This is a genomic window from Agromyces sp. Root1464, from assembly GCF_001427265.1.
GTDB lineage: Bacteria > Actinomycetota > Actinomycetes > Actinomycetales > Microbacteriaceae > Agromyces > Agromyces fucosus.
Genome location: NZ_LMFU01000001.1, coordinates 615,908 through 631,425, shown reverse-complemented (window position 1 = coordinate 631,425; position 15,518 = coordinate 615,908). Strand labels below are relative to the sequence as shown.

Genomic DNA, 15,518 nt, shown 5'->3' with positions numbered 1-15,518 from the left:
TGCGACCAGCCTGGCAGCCGGTGACGGTATGCCCCGCCCCCTCATCGACGGGCTTCCGACACATCAGCGGGTCGGTGTCAGGCCGCTGGGCGCCACCGACAGCGGTGCGTCGAGCAGGTTGTCGCGCGCCAGCCATTCGGGGAGCATCGCCGAGACGAGCTTTCCCGCCCCGTCGACGTCCGCGCCGGTCTGCAGGTCCTCGTGCAGCAGTGAGAGGATCCCGCCGACGAGGAACCGCGCCCCGCGGTCGACGTCGAAGCCGACGGGCATGGCCGGCGAGCGTTCGATCGCGGTGGTGACGTGCGTCACCAGCGCGGCGTGGAGCTCTGCAAGCGCGGGCATCTGCTCATCCGAGACCAGCACCGCGACGCACAGATCCCGATGTGCGGCGAGGTGGTCGAAGAGGTCCTGGAAACTCGCCGCCGTCGGCGCGACCTGCCCCCTGTGCTCGCGTTCGTCGACCGGGTCGAAGGAATCGAGAATCGAACGGAGTGCGGCGACGCCCACTTCCTCGATGCCCGCGAAATGGGTGTAGAACGAACTCCTGCTCACCCCGGCTGCGCGCACGAGGTCGGCGACCGTGGGTGAACTCGACGAGGCGAGGAGTCGCTCGTATGCGGACAGCAACTGACTCCGTGTTCGCACCGACCTCGGGTCGGTCGGATCGCCGTCGCGCATGAACGCCGCGGGTGGAATGCCTGTCAGCCCCATCGGTCCGCCTCCTCAGCACGAGCGTATCGGATGACAATCGGACAGATGTCCGTTAGTGTGATCCGCACCACTTCCGCTGAAAGGACGTCGAGATGTCAACGATGATGCTCGATCCACAGATCGCCGCCATGTACCGAGCCCTGGCCGAGAATCTGCAATCGCTCGGAGACTTCACACCTCCAGTGCGCGGCGACGTGCACGGGCTGCGCGCCATGATCGATGGGTCGATGCCCGCATGTCCCGCCCCGCTGTCGACGGGCGTCTCCGTGCGAGAGCACACGATCACGTCGTCGCGGCAGGGACGGTTCGACCTCCGCTGGTACGAGCCCGAGACCCGGCAGGACGATGAGATCCGGCCCGCAGTCGTCTACTTGCACGGCGGCGGCATGGTCGCCGGAAAGGCGGAGTACTACGACGGCCTCGTCCGGTACTACGTGCAGGAATCGCGAGTACCCTTCGCCTCGGTGGACTACCGACTGGCACCCGAGAACCCGGGCACGGGCATGGCCACCGACGCCGTCGACGCCATGGAGTGGCTCATCGAGCACGCCGACGAGCTCGGTGTCGACATCGAGCGAATCGCCGTCATGGGTGACAGTGGCGGGGGCGGCGTGGCCGCCGGAGCGGCGATCCTCGCTCGAGACCGGGGCATCGCGCTCGCGAAACAGGTCCTCATCTACCCGATGCTCGACGATCGCACCACGGTTCCCGACCCCAACATCGCCCCCTATGCTGCGTGGGACTGGGACTCCAACTGGACCTGCTGGAGTGCCGTGCTCGGAGCCGACGTCGGCGGCGACACCGTGTCGCCGATCGCGGCTCCCGCACGTCTCGCCGATTTCACCGGCCTGGCGCCGGCGTACATCGAGGTCGGCGATCTCGACATCTTCCGGGATGAATCGATCAGCTACGCCCAGCGCCTGCTCGCGGCCGGCATACCGTGCGAACTCCATGTGCTGCCCGGCGTCACCCACGGTCACGACCGCGTCAGCGTGGAGATCGACGTGTCGCGCCGAACGCTCGCGGAGCGATGCCGCGTGCTCGCAGCGCTGTAGGCCTTCGCGCTCGACATCGCTTCGCCTCTCGACTCCGCCCCACCCGCCCGTTCATCGCCTGCTCGACGGGTGGGGCTGGGGACCTCCTTTCTCCGCTTCGGCTAGCAGCCTCCCCTCAGTTCGGCCCGCGGCTACCCGGTTCTCGGGACGGAAGGTTCAGATCATCGGGGTCGACGTCGACGTCGCCCGTATCGTCGGGCCCGCCCGTTCCCGGAACAGCGCGCACGTCGTCGGGATCGATGCCGTCGTCGAGGTCCTCCGGGTCGACGCCGTCCTGCTTCGCTGCCGTCTCGGCCTCGCTCGACGGGCTGTAGGCGACATCCTTCCGTATCTGCTGGGTGTCGTTCAGTGGTGCGGGCTCGGACTTCGCGACTTCCGGATTCCCGGGCGCTCGGTTCTCATCATTGACTCGCATGCCGGGATGCTACGCCGATGCGATTCATGCGGTCAGCGGCTTGACAGGACCTTTGGCGCGCCTGCCGGCTGGAGTCAGAGCCCGTCCTGGTCATGCCAGTGCTACGTCGTCGACCCCGCAGAACGGCGACCGCTCACGGTCTCGGGCGACCGCCTTGGGCGGGAGCATCGATGCTACCGAGAACAAGCGTGCGATCCGATCTCGTCGAGAATCCAGCGTTCGTGCGGAAATAATCCTTGGTATCGGTAACAAATTGTGGCACGATCGGACCACCCCCACGGAGCCCCGTTCGAGGCTGCGCCGGGACTGGATCCGATCGCACCGACGGTGCGGGTCGACGGATGCGTTGCCCCCGGTGACGCAGGAATTGGAGACGAAGATGCCTTCACCTCGCCCAGCGGGCCGCCTCTGGCGGCTCGGCCTCGGCTGCGCGATCGTCAGCGGCGCACTCGTGCCGTTCGCGGCCGCGCCGGCGACGGCCGCCCCGGACCTGGCCATCCAACCGTTCGCCGCCTCCACGGCCGGCGCAGCGCTCAACCTTCGGAGCGAGGAGTTGACCGTCGCGGCCGACGCCGGGTTCCCTCAGGTCGTCACGTACACCGATCGTGAGTCCGGTGCCGTCCTGCACGGCAACGACACGACGATCACGACGATCACCATCAACGGCGAGGCCCAGCCCGTGGGCGTGGTGTCGAAGCCGAGCGGCCGCGCAGCGGTCGACTACGTGCTCAAGCCGACCGCGCTTCCTGGCGTCTCGATCGCCGTGCGTCTCTCGGTCTCGCACCGGGTCGTGACGATCAAGGTGACGAAGATCGTCGACCCCCAGGGAGTGGTGAAGAGCCTGCAGATTCCCGATCACCGCCTGGTCACCGTCTCCTCCGACGAGCCCGGCGCGGCCGTCGCTGCGGCGAACCTCTCGGTCGACCGCGGCGTCTCGGGTGATGCGTTCCTCCCCGTCACGGTCGACACCCCGATCGACGCCGCCCCGAAGGGTTCGACGGCGATCATCGCGAACACGGGCGAGCTCGCCGCGGCGTTCGCGACGAACGCGCTCTACGACACCTCGTCGGGACCGAGCAGCAAGGATGCGGGCAACTTCTGGCGCCAGGCCGTCGCCGACGGTGACGGCGGCGTCGAGGTGGGCGTCGCGAGCGGCCCGTGGCTCTACCGTGCACAGGGGTCGGATGTCGCGGAGGAGCTGCCGTGGGTCAAGGTCGCGATCACTCCCGACGCCAACGACGACGACGTGGTCGACTGGCAGGACGGCGCGATCGCGATGCGCGGCATCCGCGTCGCCCCGTTCAAGGGCGGCCAGACTCCCGAGAACGTGATCACCCACATCCCGTTCAACTTCGCGTCGCAGGCGACGCATCCGTTCCTGCGCACCCTCGACGACGTGAAGCGCATCGCGCTCGCGACCGACGGCCTCGGCCAGGTCGCCATGCTCAAGGGCTTCACGAGCGAGGGACACGACTCGGCCAACACCGACTACGGCGACAACTTCAACGAGCGGGCGGGCGGACTGAACGACCTGAACCGGCTCGCGAAGGAAGGCGCGAAGTGGAACGCCTCGTTCGGCGTGCACATCAACGCGACCGAGATCTACCCCGAGGCGAACTCGATGAGCGACGAGGTCGCCACGACGTCGAACGGGTGGAACTGGCTCGACCAGTCGTACTACATGGACCAGCGCCACGACATCGTCTCGGGTGACCTCGACAAGCGCATCGGGCAGCTCGCCGACGCGACCGACGACAACCTCGACTTCGCCTACGTCGACGTGTACTACCAGCACGGATGGCTCGCGCAGAAGATCCAGGACTCGCTCGTGAAGCACGGGTTCCGGGTCGGCTCCGAATGGGCCGACAAGCTGTCCGAGAACAACACGTGGTCGCACTGGGCGAACGACGAGAACTACGGCGGCGCGACCAACAAGGGCGTGAACTCGCAGATCCTGCGGTTCGTCAACAACACGAAAGCCGATGTGTGGAACCCCGACCCGAAGCTGGGCACGAGCCACATCGTCGAGTTCGAGGGCTGGACGAATCAGAACGACTTCACCGCGTTCCTCGAGAACGTGTGGGTCGCGAACGTGCCGACGAAGTTCCTGCAGCACCACGAGATCATGCGGTGGACGCCCGAGCGCATCGACCTCGAAGACGGCGTGAGCGTCACGGGGACCACCGCCGCCGATCGCTCGATCACCGTGGACGGCGCCGAGGTGCTGCGCGGTGGCACCTACCTGCTGCCCTGGTCATCGACCGCCGATGACGTGGCCGACAAGCTCTACCACTACAACCCCGCCGGCGGAGCGACCACGTGGACCCTGACCGATGAGTTCGCCGGGCTCGAGTCGCTGCAGCTGTTCGAGCTCAGCGACACGGGCCGCGAGAAGCTCGCCGACGTGCCGGTCGTCGACGGCACCGTGACGATCGACGCCGTGGCGGGTCAGCCGTACCTGCTGGCCGCCGGCGAGGAGGCGACCGCCGCCCAGGCGCTGCCGACGAAGGTCTCGTTCGGCCAGGGGACGACCGTCGACGACCCCGGCTTCAACGCGGGCGACCTCGACGCGTGGAACCCGACCGGAGCCTCGACCGCGGTGAGCGACGAGCTCGGACGGCGCTCCGCGCTGCTCGGGGCCGGTGAGGCTTCGATCAGCCAGCGCCTCGACCTGCTGAAGCCCGGCACCTACGCGGTCTCGGCGGACGTCGGCATCGCGGCAGGCCAGACACGCGAGACGACGCTCTCGGTCGACGTGCGCGACGACGACGGAGAGGATGCCTCGATCACGGTCGACAGCTCGGGCGCGGCCAACCTCGTCGGCTCCGACACCTGGCACGGCACCAACCTGCAACGCCTGCGAACCTTCCTCACCGTGACGGACGAGACCCTCCCCACCCTCACGATCGCCGCGGGCGACGGCGACGCCGCGGTGCACATCGACAACGTGCGCGTGGTCGCCACCGACGACCCGACGATCGGCGACGACGTGCTGATCGACGAGGACTTCGAGCGGGTCGACCAGGGCTGGGGGCCGTTCTTCAAGGGCGACTCCGGCGGTGCCACCGACCCGCGCACGCACATCGCGAAGCGCAACGAGCCCTACACCCAGCAGGGCTGGAGAGGACGAAAGTTCGACATGGTGCTCTCGGGCGACTACTCGCTCATGGCGCACGAGGAGAACCGCGGCCTCGTGTACCGCACGTCCGAGTACACCGTGCCGTTCGAGGCCGGACATCGCTATCGGGTCTCGTTCGACTACCAGAGCGGAGTCGCGGGCGCCTACTCGTTCGTGACCGGCATCGACCAGAGGGCGGCCGGCGCCTCGACGCCGACGGACCTGACGGCCACGGAGTTCGGAGCCGTGCACGAGACCACCGAGTTCGTGCACGAGTTCGACGCCCCGGCGTGCGGCGACACCTTCGTCGGCCTCCGCCGCAACGCGGTCGGCAGCACGGGCGCCGACCTGATCCTCGACGACCTCCGCATCGTCGACCTCGGCGAGAGCGAAGAGCCGGGCGCCTGCGCGCGGCTCACGCTCGCGGCACCGGCCAGCGGCATCGTGCCGGGCGAGGCGAACGCCTTCACCACGAGCTTCACGAACCACGAGGCGGAGACGGCGACCGAGGTCGCGACCACGCTCGCGGTCCCCGAGGGCTGGACGGCCGAGCCGTCGGGCGCCGCGGCATTCGCGTCGGTCGCGCCCGGCGCCACGGTGAAGACCACGTGGCGAGTGTCGGCACCGGCCGACATCGCTCAGGGCAGCTACGAGGTCTCGGCGGCCACGAGCTACGGCGTCGGCGGCGGAACGCGCGCGGTCGAGGCATCCGTCTCGGTGGCGACCCTGCCGCCGGGGCTGATCCCGCAGTCGCGACTGTCGATCGCGGGCGTGAGCGATGCCGAGCCGGGCACCGGTGACGGCAGTGCGCGTGCAGCGATCGACGGCAACGCGGCCACGATGTGGCACTCGGCCTGGTCGCAGGTGAACCCCGACACGCCCTACCCCCACTGGATCGCGCTCGACCTCGGCGACACGTACGCCGTCGACGGGTTCGACTACCAGGTCCGGCGGGGCAACGGTTCGATCAAGAAGTACGAGCTCTACCTGAGCACCGACGGCACGAACTGGGGCACGCCCGTGAAGACGGGTGAGTTCGCGAGCGCGACGGAGGTGCAGCACCTGTCGTTCCCGGCGGCGAACGCACGGTTCGTGAAGCTCGTCGGCCTCAACGCGATCAACGGCGCGGCCTTCGCCGGCGCGAACGAGATCAACGTCTGGGGCACCCGTGAGGCGGCACCGACACCGTTGCCGAAGGACGCCATGTCGATCTCCGACGTCGACTCCGAGGAGACCGAGGGAGAAGACGGCGCCGCGACGAACGTGCTCGACGGCGACGCCGCGAGCTGCTGGCACAGCGAGTGGCTGAACGCCTCGCCGGCGTATCCGCACCACGTGGCCGTCGACCTGGGCGGTTCGCACGAGCTGCGCGGCATCTCGATCCAGCAGCGACCGGGCACCGAGCCCAACGGCCGCATCAAGGGATACGAGGTGTACGTGAGTGCCGACGGCACGGACTGGGGTTCACCGGTCGCAACCGGTGAGCTCGGCGCGGGCACCGCTGCGCAGACGGTGATGTTCGCGACGCCGGCGACGGCCGGCTTCGTCAAGGTCGTCGCGACGAGTTCGCACAACGGCCAGCCGTTCGCCTCGATCGCGGAGCTGGAGTTCTTCGGCACCGACTGATCGACCGGTGCCGGGGCGGTGGGGACCGCCCCGGCACGGCACGAATGGCCTCGCGATCCTCACCGCGGGGCCATTCGTGTGTCCGGACCGGCGGCGTCGTGCGAAAGTCCAAGCGGGCGCGCAACCGAGTCCATGGAGCTTCTCGGACGGGTGCCGCAGGGTGAGACCATGACCCCATCTCCCGCCCTCGGCGTCCAGACCGTCTTCGACCGCACCGAGTACCGCCAGGAGCCCGTCATCATCGATGAGCCCGGCGAGACGGCCTGGGCGCATCACGGCGTCGCCATCGCGCCCGACGGCGCAATCCACACAGCGGATGCCTCGGCTCGCCATCTCGTGATCCTCCGCGGCGAGACGGTCGAACGCGTGCCGTTCCCCGGCACCGAGCTGCACGGCCTTGCGGTCGATCACCACGGCGAGACCTGGGTCGCCGATCCCGGGCACAAGGCCGAGCGCACGGCAGAGGGCACGTACGAGGGCGAGCGGCTGCGCGGGCGGGTGCTGCGCCTGCGCGCCGACGGCGTGGTCACCGCCGAGCTGCTCGGGTCCGAGACCTGGCGTCCGTGCGACGTCGCACTGTCGGACTTCGGCACTCGCGACGACCGGGTCTGGGTCGCCGACGGGTACGGCGACAGCATCGTGTACGCGTTCGACGTCGACGGCACGCTGCTCTGGAAGACCGATGGCGAGCAGACCGGAAAGCGGTTCCGCCAACCTCACGCGATCATCGTGGACTCGCGCTCGACGACCCCGACCCTGCTCGTCGCCGACCGCGCGAACCAGCGCATCGTCCGGCTCACCCTCGACGGGGATTTCCTCGGCGAGTTCGGGCGATCGGCGCTCACGAGCCCGTCGGGATTCGCCCTCGACGGCGACCGGTTGCTCGTCACCGAGCTCGACGGACGGATCGTCGCCTTCGGGCCCGACGACGAGGCGATCGGCAGCATCGGCACCCCGCTCCGCCGCACCCCCGAGGCCTGGCCGAACGTGCTGCGCGACGGCGCGATCGAGCGTCCCCGCTCGGTCGGCGTCTTCCGCGCGCCCCACGGCATCGCGGTCACCGGCGAGGGCGACATCATCGTGACGGAGTGGCTCATCGGCGGCCGTATCACCCGCCTCGTGCCGCAGCCCCCCGCCTAGCGCCAGGCGACGCGTTCAGAGTCCGTCCTGGTCGTGCCAGTGCTCCTGCCAGCGCCAGTCGATCGGCTCGGTGGCCCGCTGGTAGCGGATGTCGGTCGAGAGCCGCATCCGGCCGCCGGCATCCACGTTGTCGAGGCCTGCGTGCACGATGTGCGCCGAGTGCACCATGACGTCGCCGGCCGTGTAGTCGGTGACGAGCCATCGCGAGTCGTACTCGTCGGCGAGGCCGGGCAGGTCGGCCGTCATCGACGCGGCCGGGCGGCGCAGCGTGCCGGCGGCCTCCTGCGCCATCACCCGGTGGTGGCTGCCTTCGAGGTAGGCGAGGCCGCCGCGCTCGAGGGGGATGTCGCCGAGCGGGATCCACATCGACAGCACCCGGTCGCTGCCCTCCCGCAGGTAGACGAGGTCGTAGTGCGCCTGCGTCGCGGTCCCGATGCCTCGCTCGCCGGGCTTCGTGTGCCTGATGATCTTGCGCTTGTGCAGGTGAACCTCGTCTTCGAGGAGCCAGGCGAACCAGTCGGCGACGCGCGGCGCGGCGCAGAGCGCCTGGTACTCGGCGCCCGGCACCACGTCGTCGAAGAGGATGCGGCGGTAGGAGCCGCGGTCGAGGTCGCCGTCGGCCGCGATGCCGTCGACCGGGTCGCTGCCCTCGGCGACGAGTCCGGTCGGGGTGAGCGACTGGAAGTAGTAGCGACGGAAGTCGAGCACCTCTGCCGGGTCGAGATGGCCGGTCAGGTACAGGTAACCGTCGCGACGCAGTCGAGCCCAGAGCGCGGCGCGGTCGTCCCGTTCCTCCATGGGCGTCGGCTCGAGTCGTGCCAGGCGGGAGGGGGAGTCGTCGAGCACGTAGCCGTTCGAGGTGAGCATGGATTCATCCTCGGCGAGTCGATTCCGGACCTCCATGGATCCGGTGGAAAGAGCCCTTGGACTATCGTGGCGACATGGTGACGAGCTGGGCGCGATACGCCGCCCCGACGCCGCTGCTGCGAGACCACGGCCTCGACTGCCTCGGCGCCGGCGAGCAGTCCGACGCGCGAACGGGATTCTCGGGCCGGCGCCTCGACAGCCACGCCCTCGTGTTCGTCAGCAGCGGTGACGGCGAGTACCACGATCACCGGGTCGGCCGCGTCGCGGTGCGCGGACCCGCCGTCATCCGCGTGCCGCCCGGTCGGATGCACGGCTACGGCCCCGCCCGCGACGGCTGGACCGAGCACTGGCTGCTGTTCGACGGGGTCACGGTGCGCGCGCTCGTGGAGCTCGGGGCGTTCGACGCCCGGCGCCCCGTGGCGCCGCTGCGACGCATGCCCGAACGCGTACCCGAGCTCTTCGCCGAGCTGAACGCCGTGCTCGAGTCGCCTCGCGGCTCGGCGCGCGCCACCGCGTCGGCGCTGTGCCTGCAGCTCATCGGGCTGGCCGCCGACGCCGAGATCCAGGAGGAGGGAGCGGATCGCGCGGCCGACCGCGTGGTCGCCGCCCTGCGCGAGACCGCCGCCGATCACCTCGACGTCGCCGAGCGCGCCCGGCGCCTCGGCCTCTCGCCGGGCAGGCTCCGCGCCCTCGTGCAGGAGGCCACCGGACGCTCGCCGCACGAGTTCATCGTCACGACGCGCATCGAGCGCGCCCAGTTCCTGCTCGCGAGCACCGAGCTGCCGGTGAACGCCATCGGTGCCGCCGTCGGGTACGACGACCCGGCGTTCTTCTCGCGGCTGTTCGCGCGCAAGGCGGGGGCTCCGCCCACGGAGTTCCGCGCCCAGCACGCGAGGCGCCCCTCCGGCCGCTGATGCCGATGAGCGGCCGGGCGCGTCACAACCGCCCGATGCCGGTTCCGATGATGAACACGCCGACCATCAGCAGGATGAGCGACGTCACCACGCGGCTGTTGCGGGTCAGCCATTCCTTCATCCGCAGCAGCTTCGGCTGCATGCCCTTCGCATCGATGAGCGTCGCGACGACGGGCACCGCCACGGTCGACGCGCCGATGATCGTGTAGACGGCGATCACGATCGCCGCGTCGGATCCCGAGAGCCCCGCGCCGCGCACGGCCAGGCCGGCTGCGATGGCCAGCAGGATCTCCTTGGGGCGGATGTTCAGGGCCACCCCGAGCCCGAAGGCGCTCCACGGGCCGATCGACTCCATCTTGCCGAGCCAGGCCGGCATGCCCTCGACGGGATTCCAGCGGGCACGACGCCAGGAGACGATCGCGATGACGATGAGTCCTGCGCCGACGATCATCTCGCCCACGCCGACCGCCACGTCGGGCTGTCGCGCCGACCGGGGCGTCGGGACGGCTTGCGTCGAGAGGGTGCAGATGACGACCAGCAGCACCATGCCGAGCACCCAGCCGACGAGGAACGGGGCGGCCGACTCGCGCTTCGGCGAGAGCAGGATCACGATCGTCGCCATGATCGGCACCGAACTGATCGCGACCGCGAGCGCGATCGGAAGGATGTGCCCTATCGCCTGCAGCATTCCGCTGCACCCCCTGCCTGGTGGCAACCCGCGGCGCTCGCAGCGTCGCTGAGCACACGATATCGGAGCCGGGCGGCCGGCGCCCGGAGATCGGCGCGCGCCGTCAGGCGGCGAACGCGTAGGCGTCGACGGCGGATCCCGCTGCAGCCAGCACGTCGGACGTCGGCCGATCGTGGTCGGCATCGCGATGGCACGCGCATCGCACCGGCATCCGGCCGCCGTCGACCGAGGTCACGAACTCGACGTGCTCGACGTGACCCTGCTGCTTGCGCCTGCCCCACATGTCCAACCCCCTTCACCTGAGAGATGCAGGGGGCGCCGATTCATGACGCGGGATCGACCTGAATCGGTTCGGCAGTGCTTCCGGATGCCGCGCTCGAACGCCGTGCAACGGCACGGAGCCGCAGCGCGAACGCTCCGCCGAGCACGAGGAACCCGGCGGCCGCGAGGAGTGCCCAGCGCGAGGCATCCGCCATGCCCTCGGCGAGCGCGTCGGCGACCGCCGGCCCGGCCGAACCGAACTCGCCGTCCTCGCCCTCGGCCCGCACCTGCGGGATGGTTCCGCCGGCCGACTGCTCGGTGGCGGAGACGATCTGCTCGGATGCCGCGGCGGGCACGCCCTCGACGGTATCGACCTGCGCCGGCAGCGCGACGGCGAGTCCAGCGGCGAGCACGGCGCCGATGATGGCGGTGCCGAGCGCGGAGCCGACCTGACGCCCGGTGCTCTGGGTCGCGGAGCCCTGGCCCGACTCCTCGGGCGGGATGTCGGCGAGCACGGTGCCCGTGAGCTGCGCCGAGGCGAGGCCGAGTCCGAGTCCGTAGAGGGCCAACACGCCGGCCAGGAGCCACGCGTTGATCTCCGACGAGAGCAGCACCGCGGCGAGCACGGCGCCGACGACCTCGAGCGCGAGGCCGATCACGACGACCGTGGGGGCGCCGAACCGCTCGGCGACGTGGCGGGCCATGGCTCCCGAGACGAACGCGCCGAGACCCATGGCCGCGAGCACGAACCCGGCCGCGAGCGTCGAGAGGCCGAGCGCGTTCACGATGAAGAGGGGGAGGACGAACAGGATGCCGAACTCGCCGATCGCGACGCACATCGCGACGAGGTTGCCCCACGTGAAGGTGGGCACGGAGAAGAGGTGCACGTCGAGGATCGCGGAGCGGCCGTTCCGTGCGCGATGCCGCTCCCAGAAGAAGAAGAGCACGAGGGCGACGATGCCGATCGCGATCGCCACCGGCACGGGGGAGATCGGCCACGACGTCGGCCAGGTCCAGCCGAACAGCTCGAACGGCTGCTTCGGAGCCCACCAGCCGAGGGAGCCGCCCTCGATGAGGCCGAACACGAGCGCGCCGAAGCCGATCGCCGACAGGAGCAGGCCGTCGACGTCGAGCCCCTTCGCCGTGATGACCGCCCGAGTCTCGGGCACGGTGAGGAACGCGGCGACGAGGATGATCGCGCCGAACGGCACGTTGACGAGGAAGATCCACTCCCACCCGAACGACTGGGTCAGCCAGCCGCCGAGCAGGGGCCCGAGCGCGGCGACGCCCGAGATCGCGGCACCCCAGACGCCGAATGCCACTGCTCGGTCGCGGCCGCGGAACGTGGCGTTGACCGTCGACAACGTCGTCGGGAGGATGAATGCGCCGCCGATGCCCTGCACGAGCCTCGCGAGGATGAGCGAGGTGCCGCCGGTGGCGAGCGCCGCGAGGACGCTGCCGGCCAGGAAGACGAGGATGCCCGCCACCATCGCGCGGCGCCGGCCGAGTCGATCGCCGAGGCGCCCGGCGGTGAGCAGCAGCGCGGCGAAGACCACCGAGTAGATGCCGTTGACCCACTGGGCCTCGCTGAAGTCGAGCTGCAGGTCGGTGATGATCGTCGGCAGCGCGATGCCCACGATCGTGCCGTCGAGCACGATCATCGAGAGTGCCGCGGCGAGCACGCCGAGGCCCACCCATCGCCGTGCGCCGGTGCTCTCGGGCGCCGTGGCAGTGCCGTCCATCGTCCATCCCCCCGGTCGGGTCGCCCCGTCGGTTCCCACCGTATGCTCGCCGGAACCGGTTGCCAATCCGACGTTCGATTGATCCGCCGCGACGGCGGAACTGCGTTCTCCCAGCTGGACGGACTACCCTGAAGCGTGACTGCTGACGAAGCTCCGGTCGAGGTGGAGGCTCCAGAAGAGCCCGCCGCGACGACATTCTCCGACCTCGGACTCGATGGCGCCGTCCTGAAAGCCCTCTCCGACGTCGGCTACGAGACCCCTTCCGCGATCCAGGCCGCGACGATCCCATCACTCCTCGCCGGACGCGACGTGGTGGGCCTGGCCCAGACCGGCACCGGCAAGACGGCCGCCTTCGCGCTGCCGATCCTCGCGCGCCTCGACCTCTCCCAGAAGACCCCGCAAGCCCTCGTGCTCGCTCCGACCCGTGAGCTCGCGCTGCAGGTCTGCGAGGCGTTCGAGAAGTACGCCTCGCACCTCAAGGGCGTGCACATCCTCCCCGTGTACGGCGGTCAGGGCTATGGCGTGCAGCTCTCGGCGCTCCGCCGCGGCGTGCACATCGTGGTGGGCACCCCGGGCCGCATCATGGACCACCTCGAGAAGCGCACCCTCGACCTCTCGGAGCTCAAGTACCTCGTGCTCGACGAGGCCGACGAGATGCTCAAGATGGGCTTCGCCGAGGACGTCGAGACGATCCTCGCCGACACTCCCGACACCAAGCAGGTCGCCCTGTTCTCGGCGACCATGCCCGCGGCGATCCGCCGCATGTCGAAGCAGTACCTGCACGACCCCGAAGAGATCACCGTCAAGACGAAGACGCAGACGTCGGCGAACATCAGCCAGCGCTACCTCATCGTCTCGTACCAGCAGAAGGTCGACGCCCTCACCCGCATCCTCGAGGTCGAGAACTTCGAGGGCATGATCGTCTTCGTGCGCACGAAGAGCGTCACCGAAGAACTCGCCGAGAAGCTGCGCGCACGCGGATACTCCGCCGCCGCGATCAACGGCGACATCGCCCAGGTGCAGCGCGAGCGCACGGTCAACCAGTTGAAGTCGGGCAAGCTCGACATCCTGGTGGCCACGGATGTCGCGGCCCGCGGCCTCGACGTCGAACGCATCAGCCACGTGGTGAACTTCGACATCCCCACCGACAGCGAGCCCTACGTGCACCGCATCGGGCGCACGGGCCGCGCCGGTCGCACGGGCGACGCCATCAGCTTCGTCACGCCGCGTGAGCGCAGCCTGCTCGCCCGCATCGAGAAGGCGACGCGCCAGCCGATCGTGCAGATGCAGCTGCCGAGCGTCGACGACGTCAACGTCACGCGTCTCGCGCGCTTCGACGACCGCATCACCGCGGCACTCGGCCAGAACGAGCGCATCGACGGCTTCCGCGACATCATCGCCCACTACGTGCGCAACCACGACGTGCCCGAAGCGGATGTCGCGGCCGCCCTCGCCGTCGTGGCGCAGGGCGAGTCGCCGCTGCTCCTCGAGCCCGAGGCCGCCCGCCGAGCCGAGCGCGAGTGGAGCGATCGTCCGCCGCGCGGCGACAAGCCCGAGCGCGGCGACCGGGGCAGCCGCGACCGCGGCGACCGCTTCGACCGCGGCGGCGACCGGGGTGACCGCCCCGAGCGGCGCCAGCGCCCGAGCAGCGGCCCCATGGCGACCTACCGCATCGCGGTCGGCAAGCGTCACAAGGTCGAGCCGCGCCAGATCGTCGGCGCGCTCGCGAACGAGGGCGGGCTCAGCCGGGAGGACTTCGGCTCGATCCAGATCCGTCCGGAGTTCTCGCTCGTCGAACTGCCGGCGAACCTGCCCCGCGAGACCCTCGAGCGGCTCGACGGCACCCGCATCTCGGGCCGGCTCATCGAGCTGCGGCCCGATCGCGGCGGGCCCACGCGTCGGTCGAACGACCGCGACCGCGACGGTGGCGGCGACGGCGACAAGTCGTTCCGGAAGCCGCGCCACAAGGGCTAGCGGCGGATGGCGCTGCCGGCGGGCGTCTCGCGAGGCATCCGGGTGCGAAGCGGGCTGGTCGCGGCCGTCAGCCTCGCGCTCGGCCTCGGGCTGCAGCTCCTCGAGCGCACGCCCATCGTCGACGTGCTCGGCAGCGTCGTCTACATCGTGTTCATCGCGTCCGCGCTGCGCGCGATCTGGCCGGCGCTCGGTGCCGTGGCCTGCTCGGCGGCGGCGTTCGGGTTCGCGACGCTCGTCGAGCTGTCGCAGCTGACCGAGTGGCCGCAGCGCGTGGTCGAGGCCTTCCCCCCGTCACGACTGCTGCTCGGCAGCGCGTTCGACCCGATCGACGTGTTCGCCTACGCCGGCGGTGCCGTGCTCGCATTCCTCGTGCACGTCGCGATGGTCGGCAGGGCCCGCGTGGCCGCGCCGTCGGCCGTGGCCGGAGACTGACGCATCCCGCGACGTGCGCCGGTTGGGTACCCTCGATGACGGACGATGTCCTCGAACGAGACCGAGAGGCGGGTGACCATGTCCGAACATGATGAGCCCGACGACCCCTCGCGTCGACCTCGCGGTCGCCGTGCCGCGCCCCCGTCGCGCCTCGGCGCGATGCTCGAACCGGCGTTGCCGTTCGCGGCGGCCTCAGTCGCGTGGCTCGCTCGCCATCGCCTCGGCGCGGTGATCGCCGTCACGGTCCTCGCCGTCGTCGGCATGGTCGCGTCGGGCATCGCACTCATGCAGGCACCCGTCGGCGGGCCGGGCAACGAGGCGTCGACGTCGCTCGAAGAGCCGCGACCGACGTCGACGACCCCCGCGGCGCCCAGCCACTACGGCCCGGTGCTGCCGACCCCTGCACCTCCGCGACCGATCTCGACGCCCACGCCCACGCCGGTTCCCGACGAGGTCGTCGAGCCGCCGCTCGACGGCGACGAGCCGGTGGAGCCGACGGTGGCACCCGAGGCGCCCGACGACCACCCGGGCCAGGGCAGAGGGCCGAAGAAGCCCAGGTGACGTCGTGGTCCGCG

13 protein-coding genes are annotated in these 15,518 nt (G+C 70.3%); 7 read left to right on the top strand and 6 right to left on the bottom strand.

Features of this window, described 5'->3' with window-relative positions; genetic code table 11:
* Positions 1-63 precede the first annotated feature (63 nt).
* Positions 64-567: a TetR/AcrR family transcriptional regulator gene (locus ASD23_RS02875; RefSeq protein ID WP_162248721.1), complete on the bottom strand. Its 504-nt coding sequence runs from the start codon at positions 565-567 to the stop codon at positions 64-66.
* Between the two features lie 245 nt (positions 568-812).
* Here ASD23_RS02875 and ASD23_RS02870 point away from each other — a divergent pair, with 245 nt between their 5' ends.
* Positions 813-1,766 (top strand): alpha/beta hydrolase, encoded by a 954-nt coding sequence (locus ASD23_RS02870; RefSeq protein WP_056005973.1) that lies wholly within the window; start codon positions 813-815, stop codon positions 1,764-1,766.
* A gap of 115 nt (positions 1,767-1,881) precedes the next feature.
* Here the strand turns inward: ASD23_RS02870 and ASD23_RS02865 are convergent, their stop codons facing one another.
* Positions 1,882-2,181, bottom strand: coding sequence for a hypothetical protein (locus ASD23_RS02865; protein WP_056005970.1), 300 nt, complete (start codon positions 2,179-2,181; stop codon positions 1,882-1,884).
* A 379-nt stretch (positions 2,182-2,560) separates the two neighbouring features.
* Here ASD23_RS02865 and ASD23_RS02860 point away from each other — a divergent pair, with 379 nt between their 5' ends.
* A complete protein-coding gene (locus ASD23_RS02860; protein WP_082571235.1) occupies positions 2,561-6,925 on the top strand; it encodes an endo-alpha-N-acetylgalactosaminidase family protein in 4,365 nt (1,454 codons plus the stop codon).
* A 168-nt stretch (positions 6,926-7,093) separates the two neighbouring features.
* The gene (locus ASD23_RS02855; RefSeq protein WP_157376988.1) at positions 7,094-8,065 is read left to right on the top strand and encodes a hypothetical protein; all 972 of its coding nucleotides are present in this window, start codon (positions 7,094-7,096) and stop codon (positions 8,063-8,065) included.
* 15 nt (positions 8,066-8,080) lie between these two features.
* Here the strand turns inward: ASD23_RS02855 and ASD23_RS02850 are convergent, their stop codons facing one another.
* Complete coding sequence (locus tag ASD23_RS02850) at positions 8,081-8,932, bottom strand: phytanoyl-CoA dioxygenase family protein (protein ID WP_056007721.1); 852 nt, start codon at positions 8,930-8,932, stop codon at positions 8,081-8,083.
* 74 nt (positions 8,933-9,006) lie between these two features.
* Between ASD23_RS02850 and ASD23_RS02845 the strand changes: the two genes are divergently transcribed.
* Positions 9,007-9,846, top strand: a complete 840-nt coding sequence (locus ASD23_RS02845; RefSeq protein WP_056005964.1) for a helix-turn-helix domain-containing protein — start codon at positions 9,007-9,009, stop codon at positions 9,844-9,846.
* Between the two features lie 22 nt (positions 9,847-9,868).
* On the opposite strand, the gene ASD23_RS02840 is transcribed toward ASD23_RS02845, so the two are convergent.
* The 3 genes from ASD23_RS02840 to ASD23_RS02830 all read right to left on the bottom strand — a co-directional run bounded on the left by ASD23_RS02840 (position 9,869) and on the right by ASD23_RS02830 (position 12,537).
* Positions 9,869-10,534: a GAP family protein gene (locus ASD23_RS02840; protein WP_056005961.1), complete on the bottom strand. Its 666-nt coding sequence runs from the start codon at positions 10,532-10,534 to the stop codon at positions 9,869-9,871.
* Positions 10,535-10,637: 103 nt separating this feature from the next.
* The gene (locus tag ASD23_RS18750) at positions 10,638-10,817 is read right to left on the bottom strand and encodes a hypothetical protein (protein ID WP_056005958.1); all 180 of its coding nucleotides are present in this window, start codon (positions 10,815-10,817) and stop codon (positions 10,638-10,640) included.
* Positions 10,818-10,857: 40 nt separating this feature from the next.
* Positions 10,858-12,537, bottom strand: a complete 1,680-nt coding sequence (locus tag ASD23_RS02830; protein WP_056005955.1) for a DHA2 family efflux MFS transporter permease subunit — start codon at positions 12,535-12,537, stop codon at positions 10,858-10,860.
* A gap of 135 nt (positions 12,538-12,672) precedes the next feature.
* On the opposite strand from ASD23_RS02830, the gene ASD23_RS02825 reads away from it, so the two are divergent.
* The 3 genes from ASD23_RS02825 (at position 12,673) to ASD23_RS02815 (ending at position 15,504) form a co-directional block, all read left to right on the top strand.
* Complete coding sequence (locus tag ASD23_RS02825; RefSeq protein WP_056005952.1) at positions 12,673-14,511, top strand: DEAD/DEAH box helicase; 1,839 nt, start codon at positions 12,673-12,675, stop codon at positions 14,509-14,511.
* A 6-nt stretch (positions 14,512-14,517) separates the two neighbouring features.
* A complete protein-coding gene (locus ASD23_RS02820) occupies positions 14,518-14,943 on the top strand; it encodes a ribosomal maturation YjgA family protein (protein WP_056005949.1) in 426 nt (141 codons plus the stop codon).
* Positions 14,944-15,021: 78 nt separating this feature from the next.
* Complete coding sequence (locus ASD23_RS02815; RefSeq protein WP_147305640.1) at positions 15,022-15,504, top strand: hypothetical protein; 483 nt, start codon at positions 15,022-15,024, stop codon at positions 15,502-15,504.
* The last annotated feature ends 14 nt before the right edge of the window (positions 15,505-15,518 follow it).

Coding starts and splice junctions, on each gene's coding strand:
- ASD23_RS02870 (WP_056005973.1), top strand. CDS start 813: ATGATGCTCGATCCACAGATCGCCGCCATGTACCGAGCCCTGGCCGAG.
- ASD23_RS02865 (WP_056005970.1), bottom strand. CDS start 2,181: ATGCGAGTCAATGATGAGAACCGAGCGCCCGGGAATCCGGAAGTCGCG.
- ASD23_RS02860 (WP_082571235.1), top strand. CDS start 2,561: ATGCCTTCACCTCGCCCAGCGGGCCGCCTCTGGCGGCTCGGCCTCGGC.
- ASD23_RS02855 (WP_157376988.1), top strand. CDS start 7,094: ATGACCCCATCTCCCGCCCTCGGCGTCCAGACCGTCTTCGACCGCACC.
- ASD23_RS02850 (WP_056007721.1), bottom strand. CDS start 8,932: ATGCTCACCTCGAACGGCTACGTGCTCGACGACTCCCCCTCCCGCCTG.
- ASD23_RS02845 (WP_056005964.1), top strand. CDS start 9,007: ATGGTGACGAGCTGGGCGCGATACGCCGCCCCGACGCCGCTGCTGCGA.
- ASD23_RS02840 (WP_056005961.1), bottom strand. CDS start 10,534: ATGCTGCAGGCGATAGGGCACATCCTTCCGATCGCGCTCGCGGTCGCG.
- ASD23_RS18750 (WP_056005958.1), bottom strand. CDS start 10,817: ATGTGGGGCAGGCGCAAGCAGCAGGGTCACGTCGAGCACGTCGAGTTC.
- ASD23_RS02830 (WP_056005955.1), bottom strand. CDS start 12,537: ATGGACGGCACTGCCACGGCGCCCGAGAGCACCGGCGCACGGCGATGG.
- ASD23_RS02820 (WP_056005949.1), top strand. CDS start 14,518: ATGGCGCTGCCGGCGGGCGTCTCGCGAGGCATCCGGGTGCGAAGCGGG.
- ASD23_RS02815 (WP_147305640.1), top strand. CDS start 15,022: ATGTCCGAACATGATGAGCCCGACGACCCCTCGCGTCGACCTCGCGGT.